This is a genomic window from Lentzea albidocapillata subsp. violacea (genome assembly GCF_900100275.1).
Taxonomy (GTDB): domain Bacteria; phylum Actinomycetota; class Actinomycetes; order Mycobacteriales; family Pseudonocardiaceae; genus Lentzea; species Lentzea violacea.
Window position 1 is genome coordinate 51,216 of sequence record NZ_FNET01000015.1, and the last position, 14,300, is coordinate 65,515.

Below are 14,300 nucleotides of genomic sequence, written 5' to 3' on the forward strand. Positions count from 1 at the left end.
CTGACCGCGGTACTCGTTCGCTAGTTCCAACCTCGCACCAACAGATTGGCAGGACTTCCAGTGACTGTTACCGATCCGGGCCTTGGGGTCGAGGGCGGGCAGCTGAGCCTTTCGACGCAGGCGGCCCGCAACCTCTCGACCACCACCAAGTCCGCACCGCAGATGCAGGGGATCTCGCCCCGGTGGCTGCTGCGCCTGCTGCCCTGGGTCGAGGCGAAGGGTGGTGCGTTCCGCGTCAACCGCCGGCTCACCTTCGCGATCGGCGATGGCCGGGTCACGTTCACCTCCGTGGGTTCCGAGGTGCGGATCGTGCCGCAGGAGCTGGCCGAGTTCGTGCTGCTGCGCGGGTTCGAGGACGAGGCGGCGCTGACCGCCGTCGCGAACCGCTTCGAGCAGCGCGAGTACCTGCCGGGCGAGGTGATCACGCACCGCGGCGAGTCCGTCGACGAGATCATCGTCATCGCGCACGGCAAGGTCGCCAAGACCGGGCGCGGCGAGTACGGCGACGACGTGGCGCTGGGCACGATCGCGGACGGCGAGTACCTCGGCGACGAGCCGGTGCTGTCCGGTTCCGACAAGAACTGGACCTTCACCGCGCGTGCGCTGACGCCGACGACGGCCGTGGTGCTGACGCGGGCCGCCTTCGCGCAGCTCAACGGACAGATCGAACCGTTGCGGGAGCACATCGCGCAGCAGCTGGCGAACCCGGCGAACGCGTCGAACAAGCACGGCGAGGCCGAGATCGACATCTCGTCCGGCCACGACGGCGAGCCGACGCTGCCCAGCACGTTCGTCGACTACGAGCTGCGGCCCCGCGAGTACGAACTCTCGGTGGCGCAGACGATCGTGCGCGTCCACACGCGTGTGGCGGACCTGTACAGCCAGCCGATGGACCAGGTCGAGCACCAGTTGCGGCTGACCATCGAGGCGTTGCGCGAGCGCCAGGAGTTCGAGCTCATCAACAACAAGGAGTTCGGCCTGCTCGCCAACGCCGACCTCAAGCAGCGGGTCAGCACCGGCTCCGGCCCGGTGACGCCGGACGACATGGACGAGCTGATCTCGCGGCGCCGCAACACCAGGCTGATCCTGGCCCACCCCAAGGCGATCGCGGCGTTCGGCCGGCAGCTCAACAACCGCGGCCTGTACGTGCCGACCGTCGAGGTCGAGGGCAAGCAGCTGCAGTCGTGGCGCGGCGTCCCGATCGCCCCGTGCGACAAGATCCCGGTCAACAAGAACGGCACCACGTCGATCATCGCGATGCGGCTCGGCGAGGAGAAGCAGGGCGTCGTCGGCCTGCGCCAGACCGGCATCCCGGACGAGTACGAGCCCGGCCTGAACGTGCGGTTCATGGGCATCGACGAGCACGCGATGCTCAAGTACCTCGTGTCGACGTACTACTCGGCCGCGGTGCTGGTGCCGGACGCCCTGGGCGTGCTGGAGAACGTGGAGATCGGGCTCTAGAGATGACAGCCGAGATGACCGAACCGCTCGCCGCCGGGCGACCGTCCGGCGAGGTGCTCGCGTGGAGCCGGAGCTTCGTGCTCCCGGCTCTGCGCAAGGCAGTCGACCAGTTGCCGCCGTCGATGCGCACGATCGCGGAGTACCACCACGGGTGGCGTGACGAGTACGGCAACCCGGTGCTGGAGAACGGCGGCAAGGCGATCCGTCCCGCGCTGGTGCTGCTGGCGGCCGAGGCCGTCGGCGGTGCCGCCGCCGACGCGGTACCGGCGGCGGTCGCGGTGGAGCTGATCCACAACTTCTCGCTGCTGCACGACGACGTGATGGACCGCGACACGAGCCGCCGCCACCGGGCGACGGCGTGGACCGTGTTCGGCGTCAACGCGGCGATCCTGGCCGGTGACGCGTTGCAGGCCTTGGCCGTGGACGTCCTCGCGGGATCAGGACATCCGCGGGCGATGGAGGCGATCCGGACCCTGGGCGACGCCACCGTGGCGTTGCTCGAAGGCCAGGCCTACGACCTGGACTTCGAGACGCGGTCCGACGTCGAGGTGTTCGAGGTCGAGCGGATGGCGCGCGGCAAGACGGGTGCGCTGCTGGGTGCCTCCACGGCTTTGGGCGCGCTGTACGGCGGCGGGTCCGACGAACAGGTCGAGGCGATGCGCGGCTACGGAACCGAGCTGGGGCTGGCGTTCCAGCACGTGGACGACCTGCTCGGCATCTGGGGCGACCCGGCGGTGACGGGCAAGGCCGGGCACTCGGACCTGGTGAACCGCAAGAAGTCGTTGCCGGTCGTGCGTGCCCTGACCGCCGGGGTCCCCGCCTCCGCCGAGCTGGCGTCGTTGTACTTCGGATCGGAGGAGATGAACGCGGAAACGCTTGCGCGGGCCGCACATCTCGTCGACGAGGCCGGTGGACGTGCCTGGAGCCAGACGGAGGCCGACGAACTGCACACGCAGGCGCTGGTTCATCTCGGCGAGGCCTCCCCGACCGCGCGTGCGGCAGTGGAACTCGGCACGCTCGCCCAGCTCGTCACCCACCGAGATCACTGAATCCGCTTTGGGAAGGCGCTCGATGACGGAACATCCGCCGCGTTCGGTGCTGCTCGCCTCACCCCGGTCGTTCTGTGCCGGGGTGGAGCGTGCCATCGAGATCGTGGAACGACTGCTCGACCAACGCGGCGGCCCCATCTATGTGCGCAAGCAGATCGTGCACAACGTCCACGTCGTGCGCGCGCTGGAAGCTCGTGGCGCCGTGTTCGTGGAGGAGCTGTCCGAGGTGCCTTTCGGTGCCACGGCGGTCTTCTCCGCGCACGGCGTCTCCCCCGCCGTGCGCGCGGAGGCCCAGGCACGGTCGCTGGACGTGCTCGACGCGACGTGTCCTCTGGTGACGAAGGTCCACGCCGAGGCACGGCGCTTCGCCGAACGCGGCGACACGATCGTGCTGATCGGGCACGCCGGGCACGAGGAGGTCGAGGGCACGCTGGGCGAGGCGCCCGAGCAGATGGTGCTGGTGGAGACCGTGGCGGACGTCGAGGCGCTGGAGATCACCGGTCCGGTGTCGTACCTGACGCAGACGACGCTGGCCGTCGACGAGACGGCCGAGGTGGTCGAGGCGCTGGAGCGGAAGTTCCCGCAGGTGCGCGGACCCGGTTCCGACGACATCTGTTACGCCACCACGAATCGGCAGATCGCCATCCGCGAGGTCGCCGCGCGGTCGGACCTGGTGCTGGTGGTGGGCTCGAAGAACTCGTCCAACTCGGTGCGGATGGTCGAGCTCGCGGAACGCGGCGGCACTCCCGCCCACCTGATCGACGACGCCTCGGAGATCGATCCGGCGTGGCTGGCGGGGGTGACGTCGGTGGGCCTGTCCGCGGGCGCGTCGGCACCTCCCGAGCTGGTGGACGAGGTCGTGGCGGCCTTGGAGGCTTTGGGCACCGTTTCGGTGTCCACGCACACGACCGCGACGGAGACGATCGCCTTCACCCTCCCGCTGGCGGTGCGCCGTGCTGGCTGACATCAGCTCGCCCGCGGACGTCCGGGCACTCTCCTCCTCCGAGCTTTCCCCGCTGGCCGCGGAGATCCGGTCGTTCCTGATCGCCAAGGTGCGCCGTACCGGCGGCCACCTCGGCCCGAACCTGGGTGCCGTCGAGCTGACGATCGGTGTGCACCGGGTCTTCGACTCCCCGGTCGACGTGGTGCTGTTCGACACCGGGCACCAGTCGTACGTGCACAAGATGCTGACGGGCCGTTGCTCGGACTTCGACTCGTTGCGGCAGGCCGGCGGCATGTCCGGCTACCCGTCCGCGGCCGAGTCGGCGCACGACGTGATCGAGAACTCGCACGCGTCCACCGCACTGTCCTATGCGGACGGTCTGGCCAAGGCGTTCGAACTCGGCGGCGCCGACCGCCGGGTCGTCGCCATCGTCGGTGACGGTGCGCTGACCGGCGGGATGTGCTGGGAGGCGCTGAACAACATCGGCGGCTCGTCGCGTCCGGTCGTGGTGCTGCTGAACGACAACGGCCGCTCCTACGACCCGACGACGGGTGGCTTCGCCGCGTCGTTGCTGAACGGCTCGGCTCGTGGGCTGTTCGAGGCGCTGGGTCTCGCGTACATCGGCGAGGTCGACGGGCACGACGTGCACGCCGTCGAGAACGCACTGTGGGAGGCCAAAACGCTCGGCCGTCCGGTCGTCGTGCACTGCAGGACCGTGAAGGGCAAGGGGTACACCGCCGCCGAGACCGACGAGGCGGACCGCATGCACGCGGTCGGCGCGTCCGGTGCCACCGGCGGGCGGACGTGGACCGACGCGTTCTCCGACGAGATCGTGGCCATCGGCGCGGAACGCCCGGACGTCGTCTGCCTGACCGCCGCCATGCTGGAACCGGTGGGGCTGCGGCCCTTCTCCGAACGCTTCCCGGCGCGCGTGTTCGACGTCGGGATCGCCGAGCAGCACGCCGTGACGTCCGCCGCCGGCATGGCGATGGGCGGGCTGCATCCGGTCGTCGCCGTCTACGCGACGTTCCTGTCCCGCGCCTTCGACCAGTTGCTGATGGACGTGGCGCTGCACCGGCTCCCGGTGACGTTCGTGCTGGACCGAGCCGGTGTGACCGGCCCGGACGGCGCGTCGCACCACGGCATGTGGGACGCCTCCGTGCTGCCCGTGGTGCCTGGTCTGAGGTTGGCGGCCCCACGCGATCCTGCTTCTCTGGCCGCGCTGCTGCGTGAGGCGGTCGAGGTCTCGGACGGCCCCACGGTGGTGCGCTACCCCAAGGCCTCCGTCGGACCGGACGTGCCCGCGGTACGCCGCGTGAGCCACTTCGACGTGCTGCGCGAGGTCCCGGACGCCGAGGTGCTCCTGATCTCGGTGGGCCCGCTGGCTGGTCCCTGCCTGGCGGCGGCGGAGGAACTCGCCTCGCACGACGTCCGTGTGAACGTCGTGGACCCGCGCTGGACGGCTCCCCTGGACCCACACCTCGTCAAGTACAGCGGCCAGCACCGCCTGGTGCTCGCCGTGGAGGACACGACGTCCACCGGTGCCCTGGGCGCACGCCTGGGTCAGGCGCTGGCCGGTTCCCCGACCTGCGTGGCGACTTTCGCCCTGCCCCCGCGTTTCCTGCCGCACGACTCACGCGCCCGCATCTTGCGCGCGCACGGCCTGGACGCCGCCGGCATCACGACGAGCGTGCTGAAGCGCCTCGCCGCGAAGTGACGTACCAGCCGATCCAGAAGGACAACACGATCGCCCCCGCGCCCACCAGCGGTGCCTTCACCTCCGCGGCAAGGTCGAGCGGACGCAGGCCGGTGGCGAGCGCGAGCAGGATCGGCCCCTGCACGACGAACGCGACGTAGGCGGACCGCGCCAGCCCCTCCGCGAAGGGCCCCTGGCGCGTCAGCCGCCGCTGCGCCAGCCCGATGAGCCACAGACTCCCCGCCACCACCAGGATTCCCTCGATCAGCGCGAGGGCGGCGGCCTGCCACCTCCAGCCACCGAGGAACGGTTCCGCGTTCCTGGCCAGATCCAGCACGCCCATGAACGCCGCCGCCACGGGCAGCACGGCGATCGTGCCGATGACGACGTTGCGGGTCATGCGGTAGATCTCGTCCGGCACCCGTTCCGCGAGCTTGCGCCCGCCGATCGCCCCGAGCAGCAACATCCCGAGACACTGCGGCCACCACCACAGGTGCAGGTCCCCGACCTGCCCGCTGCGCGCCGGGAACACCAGCCGCGTCAGGAACGTCGTCCCCGCCACGATCATCGTCATGCCCACCAGGGTCCGTGGCGTGATGGCGCGTTCCTTCATCGGCGGTGCCAGGGCGATCGCGATGCTGAAGATCAGCAGCACGCCGACGAACCACAGCGACCCGCTGTCCAGGAACGGCCGCCGGTCCGTGAACGCCTGCCACCACGAGACGTCCCGATCGGCCCCGTTGTAGGCGATCCACACGAACGTCGGCCACACCACGACCGCACTGACCACCCAGGGCGTGCCGAGCCGCACGAGCCGATCGGCGATGAACCGCCGCCGGCCTTTGCGCTCGATGGAACCGGGCGTGAAGATCCCGGCGACGAAGTAGAAGGTGCCCATGAAGAACAGGCCGGACGGCCCGACCAGCGCCGCCAGCACCGTTTCGGCGCCGGGGTGGAACGTGACCTCGTTGACCTCGTCGTACGGCCAGCCGCCGATCGCGGCGTAGCCCAGCAGCGCGTGGCCGCCGATGACCCACGCCACCAGGATCACCTTCAGGTTGTCCACTGCGGACAATCTCATGGTTTTCATGGTCCGCTTCCGGACGCGATCACGCCAGCAGCCAAGAGGGGCGACCGACCGGCTACGGCCTGTCGCCCGTGTACACACCCATCGTCCGGAACCGCAACCCCGGCTCCTTGTACTCCTCCATCGCGTGCGCGATCCATCCCGCGATCCGCGCGATCGAGAAGATGGCCTCCCCCGCCGTCGGCGGCATCGAGAACGTCAGCCCGAACTGCGCCAGCGCCAGGTCCATGTTCGGGAACGTCTTCGGCTGGGTGGCGATCACCTTGTCCGCCACCAGGTCGCCGTGGCCGCGCAGCAGGGCGAGGAAGTGGTCGGCGCGCGGATCGCGGAACTCGTAGATGCGGTGGCCGAAGCCGGGGATCGGCTGGCCGGCCCGCAGGTGCTCCGCGACGGCGCCCATCGGGTCGGCCGCGGCCTGGGTGAGGAAGCGGTGCGCGATCGTCGCGGCGGCGCCGTGGCGCTGGCCCTCCATCGCGCCGAGGCCCGCGGAGACGACGGCGTACGGGTGGGCGTGGGCCGACGCGGCCACTCGGGCGGCCATGGTCGAGATGGCCAGGTCGTGGTCCGCCAGGAGGATCAGGGCGGCGTTGAGCAGGTCCGGCTGCGGAGGGTCCGGGGAGAGACGGGCCCAGAGGCGGTCGGCGATGTCGGTGCCCGCGGGCCTGCCCAGCAGCGGCAGGGACTCGACGACGTCGGCGATCAGCGACATGGCCGTGGTGACGGCCCGGTCGAGGTCGAACCGCAACGGGTCGCCCGCGCTCGCGAGGACCACGGCCACCCGGACCCGGTCGGTCAGGGTGGCGCTTTCCGGGAGGGCCATCCAGATCTCCTGGCCCTCGGGGAACTGCACGCCCTCCGAGTCGATGCCCGTCCACAGCCAGTGCGCGACGTCCTCGAAGCGCTTGGTGCTCGCGAGGCCGGGGACGGAGCGGCCCCGGTAGTGGAGGCGGTCCTTCTCCAGCAGGGAGATGCGAGTGCGGATGCGATCCGTCACAGCGGCCACTGCGCCGCGGGCACCAGTGCGTTGCGCCAGGGCCTCGACCTCGGCGACGTCGAACATGCTCTGGCGGTTGACCTTCTTGCTGGTCAGGAGTTTGCGGCTGACGTACGAGTAGACCGTCGCCGGTTTCACTCCGAGTCGGCGCGCGGCCTGGTTCGTCGTCAACATTGATTCCATCAACGTTGACTGTACAAGACATGTTGACGGAGCCTTTCATCCATGTTGATTGATGCACCCAAAGGGCTTAAAGACGTCGTCGTCACCACGACCCTGATCGGGGACGTGAACGGTGCCGCGGGCTACTACCACTACCGCGAGCACGACGCGATCGAACTGGCCAGGACGCGGTCGTTCGAGGACGTGTGGTTCCTCTTCGCCGAGGGCCGGCTGCCTAGCCAGGACGAGGCCTCGCTCTTCGCCGCGCGGACCGCCGCGTTGCGGTCGTTGCCGGCGGTCGTCAGCGAGGTGCTGCCCGCGATCGCACGTTCAGGCTCCACGGCGCTGGCAGGGCTGCGGACCGCGCTCTCGATGCTGCCGTCGCAGCCGATGTGGGACGCGCCGATGAGCGCGCGCAAGGCGGACGCGCTCAAGGTCAGCGCGATGACGCCGACGATCCTGGCGGCACTGCACCGGCTCAAGCTCGGACTTGATCCCGTCAACCCCAGGGTTGATCTGTCCACGTCGGCGAACTGGTTGTACATGTTGACTGGACAGGAGCCGTCAACATGGGCGAGTCGTGCAGTCGAGCAGTACTTGATCGCCACAATCGACCACGGCTTCAACGCGTCGACGTTCACCGCACGCGTGGTCGCGAGCGCGGGAGCGGACGTCGTGTCGGCGGTGGCGGCGGCGATCGGGACGTTCTCCGGGCCGCTGCACGGTGGCGCGCCGGACCGGGCGCTGGAGGCGCTCGACCTCATCGGGACGCCGGACAACATCGACGCCTGGGTGCGGGAGCGCATCGAGCGGGGCGACCGGATCATGGGGTTCGGGCACGCCGTCTACCGGACGGAGGACCCGCGGGCGCGCCTGCTCAGGGGGATCGCCCAGGAACAGCCGACCCGTCTCACCGAGTTCGCGGTCACCGTCGAGCGCCGGGTCACGGAGCTGCTGGCCGAGCTCAAGCCCGGCCGGCAGCTGTACGCGAACGTGGAGTTCTACGCCGGCGTGCTGATGGAGCAGTGCGGCATCCCGCGCGAGATGTTCACGCCGACGTTCGCGTGCAGCCGGGTGGTCGGATGGTGTGCCAACGCGCTCGAACAGTCCGAGGACACGAAGATCATCCGTCCGGTCGCCCGCTACACGGGACCCGCACCGCTCATCAGGTGAGGTACCGGAGGTCGTTGCGCACTCGGGCGCGGTCGCGGTCGTTGACGTCGGATGAACCGGCCAGACCGGCGGTGCGGTCGCGATGCCGGTCGAGCCAGACGGAGAGGGCGGCTACTACGAGGACGATCGCTGCAAGAGTCATGTCAGTAAGTTTGCGGCCAGCAATATCCCGCCAAAAGTGGCAGATCTGACGCTGTGCGCTAATATCCTGCCATGCTGCGATCGGTGGCGGTTCCCCTCATCGACGGCGTCGCGCCGTTCGAGTTCGGCCTGCTCTGCGAGGTGTTCGGCTTCGACCGGACCGACGAGGGCGTGCCGCTGGTCGACTTCCGGGTGTGCGGGGAGATCCCGAACCAGCCGGTGCCGACGAGCATTCGCGGCGTGAGCATCACGCCGGAACACGGGTTCGACGCGCTGCAGAGCGTCGACCTCGTCGCACTGCCCGCCGCGCGCGTCCGCGACGACTACCCGGAGAAGCTGGTCAAGGCACTCCGCGAGACCGGCGCGACGCTGCTCAGCGTGTGCAGCGGGGCGTTCATCCTCGGCGCGGCCGGCCTGCTCGACGACCGGCACTGCACGACGCACTGGCGCGAGGCGCGGCAGTTCCGCGAGCGGTTCCCGAAGGCGCGGCTCGACGCGGACGTGCTGTTCGTGGACGACGGGAACATCATCACCAGCGCCGGCACGGCGGCGGGCATCGACGCCTGCCTGCACCTGGTCCGGCGGGAACTCGGCACCAAGATCGCCAACACGATCGCGCGCCGGATGGTCGTGGCGCCGCAGCGCGACGGCGGGCAGCGGCAGTTCGTGGAGCTCCCGATCCCGGAATGCAGCTCGGACAGCCTCGAACCGGTGCTGGAGCAGGTGCTCGACACGATCGCGGACAACCACACGGTGGCGACGATGGCGAAGCTCGCCGTCATGTCCGAGCGGACTTTCGCGCGCAGGTTCGCCGCGGAGACCGGCACCACCCCGAACAAGTGGCTGTCACTCCAGCGGGTACTTCACGCGCGCAGGCTGCTGGAAGAGACCGACCTGGACGTCGACACGGTCGCCACCAGGTCAGGCTTCGGGACAGCCGCCCTCTTGCGGCACCACTTCCATCGGGTCGTCGGCATCGCACCGAGCGATTACCGCCGCACATTCTCCTGTCGTTAGGCGCGTGAAGATCTTCTCGGAGATCGACCCCAGCGCCGCGACCTCGGCCTCGGTGAGCAGGTCGAACACCAGCCTGTGCACCGTCTCGGCATGCGCCGGCGCGGCCTCCTCGATCGCGGACCGGCCCTGGTCCGTCAGCACGACGAACGACCCGCGCCCGTCGCTGCTGCAGTTCTCCCTGCGCACCAGGCCGCGCTTCTCCATCCGTGCGACGTGATGTGAAATGCGGCTCTTCTCCCAGTGCAAGGACCGTGCAAGCTCCAACACGCGCACGCGTTCATCACGCGTGTCGGTGAGCTGCACCAGCACGGCGAAGTCAGCCATCGAGATGTCCGAATCGACCGACATTTGCCTGCTCAGATGCGCATTGAGCTCCCCCTGCATGCGGACGTAGGCACGCCACGCCCGCTGCTGCTCAGGTTCCAACCATCGTGTCACCACTTCAGCATACGGGAATAGTTGACACATCACCCACGTTCCGGCAAGGTGAGTGACAGTTCAACCAAATCGAGCAACCGAAGGACTTGACACCATGACCACCGCCACGAACCTCTCCGAACTGACCGGCGACTACGTCATCGACGCCTCGCACTCCCGCATCGGCTTCGTCGCGCGCCACGCGATGGTCACCAAGGTCCGCGGTGCGTTCAACGAGTTCGACGGCAAGATCTCCATCGATGGTGACAAGCCGGAGAACACCACCGCCGAGGTGACCGTGAAGGTCGCCACCATCGACACCCGCAACGCTCAGCGCGACGGCCACCTGACGACGAACGACTTCCTCGCCGTCGAGGATTACCCGGAGATCAAGTTCGTCTCGACCTCCGCGAAGCAGGTCGACGACGACAACTTCGAGATCACCGGTGACCTCACCATCAAGGACGTCACCAAGAGCATCACCATCCCGTTCGCCTTCGAGGGCGTGGCCGTCGACCCGTTCGGCAACACCCGCGTCGGCTTCGAGGGCTCGCACACCATCAACCGCAAGGACTACGGCGTCACCTGGAACGCCGCCCTGGAGACCGGTGGCGTGCTGGTGAGCGAGAAGGTCGTCCTCGAGTTCGAGATCTCCGCGATCAAGCAGGCCTGACGACGGCCATCGGGCGTGGTGGATCAGGGCCTGCGAGGTAGACCCGAGCAGCATCCCGGCGAGTCGGCCACGGCCCCCCGCTACACCCTGCTCCGGCTCGGACAGCGCCGGCGGCCCCATCACAATTTGTTCCACCGCGAATGTCCGGGTGCTTCTCCAGCACCCGGACATTCGCGTGTTCAGCGCCGGCGACCGCTCGCCGGCGCGTGAGCACCATCGCCGCGCGAAGTCCGCTCGTGATCCTGGAGCAGGCCCGATCGTCGCAGTGAGCCGTGCGCCGTCGGTCCCCTCATGTCAGTGCCTTTGGGGCTACCGTGGCTTCCATGGCGACGCGTGTTTTCCTCGTCGACGACCACGAGATCGTCCGCCGCGGCATAGCGGACCTGCTCGGCGAGGAGTCCGATCTCGAGGTGGTCGGTGATGCGGCATCGGTGACGGAGGCCCTGGCCAAGGTGCCGGGCGCGCAGGCCGACGTGGCGGTGCTCGACATCAGGCTCCCCGATGGCAACGGCATCGAGCTGTGCCGCGAACTGCGCAGCCGCATCCCCGGCCTGCAGTGCCTGATGCTGACGAGTTTCGCGGACGACGAGGCCCTGTTCGACGCGATCATGGCGGGCGCCTCCGGCTTCGTACTGAAGCAGATCCTCGGCGCGGACCTGGTCAACGCCGTCCGCACCGTCGCGGCAGGACAGTCCCTCCTGGACGCCCGCACGACTTCCGCGCTGCTCAACCGGATCCGCCGCGAGCGCGAGGAGGGCGACCCGCTGCGCATGCTCAGCGAGCAGGAGCGCACGGTGCTCGACCTGATCGGCGAGGGGCTGACCAACCGCCAGATCGCCGAGCGCATGTTCCTCGCCGAGAAGACCGTCAAGAACTACGTCTCGCACCTGCTGGCGAAGCTGGGCATGCAACGCCGCACGCAGGCCGCCGTGTTCGCGTCGCAGTTCCGCAAGGACGGCGACAAGCTCCGCTAGCCGAGCGGAACGCGCCAGACCACGCACGCGCCGCCGCCCTCCGGCACCGTCACCGCCAGCGACCCGCTGAACTTCGACGCGCGGTGTGCGAGGTTGCGCAGACCGCTGCGTGAGGCGTCCGCCGGAATGCCGACGCCATTGTCCTGCACGGTGATCACGACATCCTCACCGGCGTCGACGAGCACCGTCAGTTCGGTCGCGGACGCGTGCCGCACGCAGTTCGTGACGGCCTCGCGCACGACGGCCTCGACGTGCTCGGCGAGTTCGGGTGGCACCGAGTTGTCCACGGTGCCGGACATGCGGATGGACGGCTTGAGGTGCGTCGACTCGGTCAGGCCCGCGACGAGGTCGAGCAGGCGGCGGCGCAGCGAGGTGTTGTCGTTCGAGTGCAGGTCGAAGATGGACGTGCGGATCTCGCGGACCGTCTCGTCGAGCTGCTCGACGGCGGTCCGCAGGCGGCCGGCCACCTCGGGCTCGGTGATGCGGCGCAGGGTGGCCTGCAGGGTGAGGCCGGTGACGAACAGGCGCTGGATGACGTGGTCGTGCAGGTCGCGGGCGATGCGGTCGCGGTCTTCCAGCACGTCCAGCAGGCGTTGCGAGCGTTGCTGCTCCGCGAACTCCAGGGCGACGGCCGCCTGGTCGGCGAACGAGGCGAGCATCGGGACCTGGTCGGGGAGGAAACGGGTGCCGCCGCCGAGGCGCAGCACGACCAGCGCGCCGGTCACGCCGATGCCCGAGCGCAGCGGGACGGCCAGCGCCGGGCCGAACTCCGAGCCCAGGTCGTTCACCAGGAGCGGGACGCCGGAGCGGATCACCTCGTCGACGACGTGGTCGGCGGCGGCGAAGTCGCCGATCTGCACGCCCGCGCTCGCGGCGACGGAGAGCGGGGTGTGCAGGCCGTCGCCGAGGACGACCAGGGCCGAGTCGGCGCAGGCGAGTTCGACGGTGCGCTGGGTGATGAGGCGCAGCGCGTACTCGCCGGAGGCGCCGCCCAGCAGTTCGGAGTTGACCTCGCCGATCGCCTCCAGCCACCGCTCGCGCATGCGGGAGCGTTCGAACAGGCGGGCGTTCTCGATCGCGATGCCCGCGGCGGCGGCCAGGGCCAGCAGCACGGCCTCGTCGTCGGCGGTGAACTCGGCGGCGTCGATCTTCTCGGTCATGTAGAGGTTGCCGAACACCTCGTCGCGCACGCGTACGGGCACGCCCAGGAAGCTGTGCATCGGCGGGTGGTTGGGCGGGAAGCCGACCGACATCTCGTGTTGGGCGAGGTCGCGCAGGCGCAGCGGCGTCGGGTCCTTGATGAGCAGCCCGAGCAGGCCCTTGCCCTCGGGCAGGTGCCCCATGGACCTGCGCGTCACCTCGTCCACGCCGACGTGGAGGAACTCCGAGAGGTCGTCACGGGTGCCGAGCACGCCCAGCGCGCCGTAGCGGGCGCCGACCAGGTCCGCGGCCGCCTGGACGATGCGCAGCAGGGTCGGCTCGAGTTCCAGACCGGACGCGACGGCGAGCATCGCGCCGAGCAGTTCCTGCATGTGGTCGCGGGTGGTCACGATCTCGTCCATGCGGTCCCGGACCTCGTCGAGCAGCTCGTCGAGGTCGCGGCGACCAGGCACGTCAGGCACGCCGACTAGATTGGCACATTTTCCACCAACTCATGGCCCTGGGAAGTGGGGACCTTCGACCGTGGCTCGGCCGTCGCTCCGGCCGGAGAGTGTGCCCATGACCGTCACCGTGCCCGGCTCACTCGGCCTCGCGAGTGAGGACGTGCGCGGCGTCCTCTCCCTCGCCAGAGCCTCCGCTCCCGGCGTGCGGTTCGAGGTGCGTCCCGAGCAGATCGAGCTGCACACCACCGGGCCGCACAACCGGGAGACGCGACTGGCCTGCGGGGCGGCGCTGCTCAACGCACGGCTGGCGTTGCAGGGACACGGCATCCGCCCACTGGTCACACTGCTGCCCGGCCAGAGCGCGCACGACGCGGCGGCGGCCATCAGGCTCGGCGGCTACCAGGAACCGAGTCCGGACGTGCTGGCGTTGCTGCGGTCGCTGCGCGCGAACCGTCGCACGTGGACGACGTTCCCCGAACCCGCCGCCTGGCGCGGGTTGCTGTCGCGGGCGGCTGAAGTGGAACGTGCCTGGCTGCACCTGCGCAGCGGCACCGAGCTGGTGCTGTGCACGTTCACCCAGGGTGCCGCGGCGGAAATCCGTGCGGGACAGGCGATGCAGCGCGTCGTGCTGGCCGCGGGAACGGCAGGGTTCGCCGTCTCCCCCGGCCACGCCCCGGTGAGCCTGTCCGCGTTGCGCGCGGACCTGCGCCCCTGTCTGGGCAACACGCTGGTACCCCAGATCGTGCTGTGTCTGGGTGCCTAGGCCCTGTCCTGTGAGTCCGTTCGATGAGAGTCACGGTCGAGAGACCCGGAGGTGGTGCCGCCGCGATGCCCTCATACCGGGCGTATTCGGGCTTTGCGGCGGTGCCGTCTCCGGGGCCCTCGGCCGCGACTATCTCGGACGAGACT

General features: G+C 69.6%; 14 protein-coding genes. 9 read left to right on the forward strand and 5 right to left on the reverse strand.

What is annotated here, in order from left to right; genetic code table 11:
* The first annotated feature begins 60 nt into the window (after nt 1–60).
* The 4 genes from BLR21_RS28725 to BLR21_RS28740 are packed head-to-tail and all read left to right on the forward strand — an operon-like array spanning nt 61 to nt 5,170.
* Nucleotides 61–1,461: a family 2B encapsulin nanocompartment shell protein gene (locus BLR21_RS28725; RefSeq protein WP_218130986.1), complete on the forward strand. Its 1,401-nt coding sequence runs from the start codon at nt 61–63 to the stop codon at nt 1,459–1,461.
* 2 nt (nt 1,462–1,463) lie between these two features.
* A complete protein-coding gene (locus BLR21_RS28730) occupies nt 1,464–2,510 on the forward strand; it encodes a family 2 encapsulin nanocompartment cargo protein polyprenyl transferase (protein ID WP_090010706.1) in 1,047 nt (348 codons plus the stop codon).
* Between the two features lie 22 nt (nt 2,511–2,532).
* A complete protein-coding gene (gene ispH / locus BLR21_RS28735) occupies nt 2,533–3,474 on the forward strand; it encodes a 4-hydroxy-3-methylbut-2-enyl diphosphate reductase (RefSeq protein WP_036015549.1) in 942 nt (313 codons plus the stop codon).
* Nucleotides 3,464–5,170 (forward strand): 1-deoxy-D-xylulose-5-phosphate synthase, encoded by a 1,707-nt coding sequence (locus BLR21_RS28740; RefSeq protein WP_090010709.1) that lies wholly within the window; start codon nt 3,464–3,466, stop codon nt 5,168–5,170. Before ispH ends, BLR21_RS28740 begins: the two co-directional genes overlap by 11 nt.
* On the opposite strand, the gene BLR21_RS28745 is transcribed toward BLR21_RS28740, so the two are convergent.
* Together BLR21_RS28745 and BLR21_RS28750 are read right to left on the reverse strand one after the other, a co-directional pair.
* Nucleotides 5,133–6,230, reverse strand: a complete 1,098-nt coding sequence (locus tag BLR21_RS28745; RefSeq protein ID WP_176929836.1) for an acyltransferase family protein — start codon at nt 6,228–6,230, stop codon at nt 5,133–5,135. The genes BLR21_RS28740 and BLR21_RS28745 overlap by 38 nt on opposite strands.
* A gap of 61 nt (nt 6,231–6,291) precedes the next feature.
* Nucleotides 6,292–7,413, reverse strand: coding sequence for a citrate synthase (locus tag BLR21_RS28750; RefSeq protein WP_090010715.1), 1,122 nt, complete (start codon nt 7,411–7,413; stop codon nt 6,292–6,294).
* 42 nt (nt 7,414–7,455) lie between these two features.
* Here BLR21_RS28750 and BLR21_RS28755 point away from each other — a divergent pair, with 42 nt between their 5' ends.
* Nucleotides 7,456–8,565 carry a citrate/2-methylcitrate synthase gene (locus BLR21_RS28755; RefSeq protein ID WP_090010718.1) on the forward strand — a complete coding sequence of 370 codons (1,110 nt, stop codon included), beginning with the start codon at nt 7,456–7,458 and terminating at the stop codon, nt 8,563–8,565.
* On the opposite strand, the gene BLR21_RS42780 is transcribed toward BLR21_RS28755, so the two are convergent.
* Nucleotides 8,558–8,707, reverse strand: a complete 150-nt coding sequence (locus BLR21_RS42780; protein ID WP_176929837.1) for a hypothetical protein — start codon at nt 8,705–8,707, stop codon at nt 8,558–8,560. The two genes, BLR21_RS28755 and BLR21_RS42780, sit on opposite strands and share 8 nt — an antisense overlap.
* 71 nt (nt 8,708–8,778) lie before the next feature.
* Between BLR21_RS42780 and BLR21_RS28760 the strand changes: the two genes are divergently transcribed.
* Nucleotides 8,779–9,723 carry a GlxA family transcriptional regulator gene (locus BLR21_RS28760; protein ID WP_090010721.1) on the forward strand — a complete coding sequence of 315 codons (945 nt, stop codon included), beginning with the start codon at nt 8,779–8,781 and terminating at the stop codon, nt 9,721–9,723.
* On the opposite strand, the gene BLR21_RS28765 is transcribed toward BLR21_RS28760, so the two are convergent.
* Complete coding sequence (locus BLR21_RS28765) at nt 9,628–10,149, reverse strand: MarR family winged helix-turn-helix transcriptional regulator (protein WP_338061075.1); 522 nt, start codon at nt 10,147–10,149, stop codon at nt 9,628–9,630. The genes BLR21_RS28760 and BLR21_RS28765 overlap by 96 nt on opposite strands.
* A gap of 106 nt (nt 10,150–10,255) precedes the next feature.
* On the opposite strand from BLR21_RS28765, the gene BLR21_RS28770 reads away from it, so the two are divergent.
* Nucleotides 10,256–10,813, forward strand: a complete 558-nt coding sequence (locus BLR21_RS28770) for a YceI family protein (RefSeq protein WP_090010723.1) — start codon at nt 10,256–10,258, stop codon at nt 10,811–10,813.
* 323 nt (nt 10,814–11,136) lie between these two features.
* Nucleotides 11,137–11,787, forward strand: a complete 651-nt coding sequence (locus BLR21_RS28775) for a response regulator transcription factor (RefSeq protein WP_030479008.1) — start codon at nt 11,137–11,139, stop codon at nt 11,785–11,787.
* On the opposite strand, the gene BLR21_RS28780 is transcribed toward BLR21_RS28775, so the two are convergent.
* Complete coding sequence (locus BLR21_RS28780; RefSeq protein WP_090011002.1) at nt 11,784–13,349, reverse strand: sensor histidine kinase; 1,566 nt, start codon at nt 13,347–13,349, stop codon at nt 11,784–11,786. The two genes, BLR21_RS28775 and BLR21_RS28780, sit on opposite strands and share 4 nt — an antisense overlap.
* Nucleotides 13,350–13,506: 157 nt before the next feature.
* On the opposite strand from BLR21_RS28780, the gene BLR21_RS28785 reads away from it, so the two are divergent.
* Entirely contained in the window at nt 13,507–14,154 is a 648-nt protein-coding gene (locus BLR21_RS28785) for a hypothetical protein (RefSeq protein WP_090010725.1), read from the forward strand.
* Nucleotides 14,155–14,300: the final 146 nt, after the last annotated feature.

Bases quoted from the DNA above. Each gene is read 5' to 3' on its own strand.
- BLR21_RS28730 (WP_090010706.1), top strand. From the start codon at position 1,464: ATGACAGCCGAGATGACCGAACCGCTCGCCGCCGGGCGACCGTCCGGC.
- ispH (WP_036015549.1), top strand. From the start codon at position 2,533: ATGACGGAACATCCGCCGCGTTCGGTGCTGCTCGCCTCACCCCGGTCG.
- BLR21_RS28745 (WP_176929836.1), bottom strand. From the start codon at position 6,230: ATGAGATTGTCCGCAGTGGACAACCTGAAGGTGATCCTGGTGGCGTGG.
- BLR21_RS28750 (WP_090010715.1), bottom strand. From the start codon at position 7,413: ATGGAATCAATGTTGACGACGAACCAGGCCGCGCGCCGACTCGGAGTG.
- BLR21_RS28755 (WP_090010718.1), top strand. From the start codon at position 7,456: ATGTTGATTGATGCACCCAAAGGGCTTAAAGACGTCGTCGTCACCACG.
- BLR21_RS42780 (WP_176929837.1), bottom strand. From the start codon at position 8,707: ATGACTCTTGCAGCGATCGTCCTCGTAGTAGCCGCCCTCTCCGTCTGG.
- BLR21_RS28760 (WP_090010721.1), top strand. From the start codon at position 8,779: ATGCTGCGATCGGTGGCGGTTCCCCTCATCGACGGCGTCGCGCCGTTC.
- BLR21_RS28770 (WP_090010723.1), top strand. From the start codon at position 10,256: ATGACCACCGCCACGAACCTCTCCGAACTGACCGGCGACTACGTCATC.
- BLR21_RS28775 (WP_030479008.1), top strand. From the start codon at position 11,137: ATGGCGACGCGTGTTTTCCTCGTCGACGACCACGAGATCGTCCGCCGC.
- BLR21_RS28780 (WP_090011002.1), bottom strand. From the start codon at position 13,349: ATGGACGAGATCGTGACCACCCGCGACCACATGCAGGAACTGCTCGGC.
- BLR21_RS28785 (WP_090010725.1), top strand. From the start codon at position 13,507: ATGACCGTCACCGTGCCCGGCTCACTCGGCCTCGCGAGTGAGGACGTG.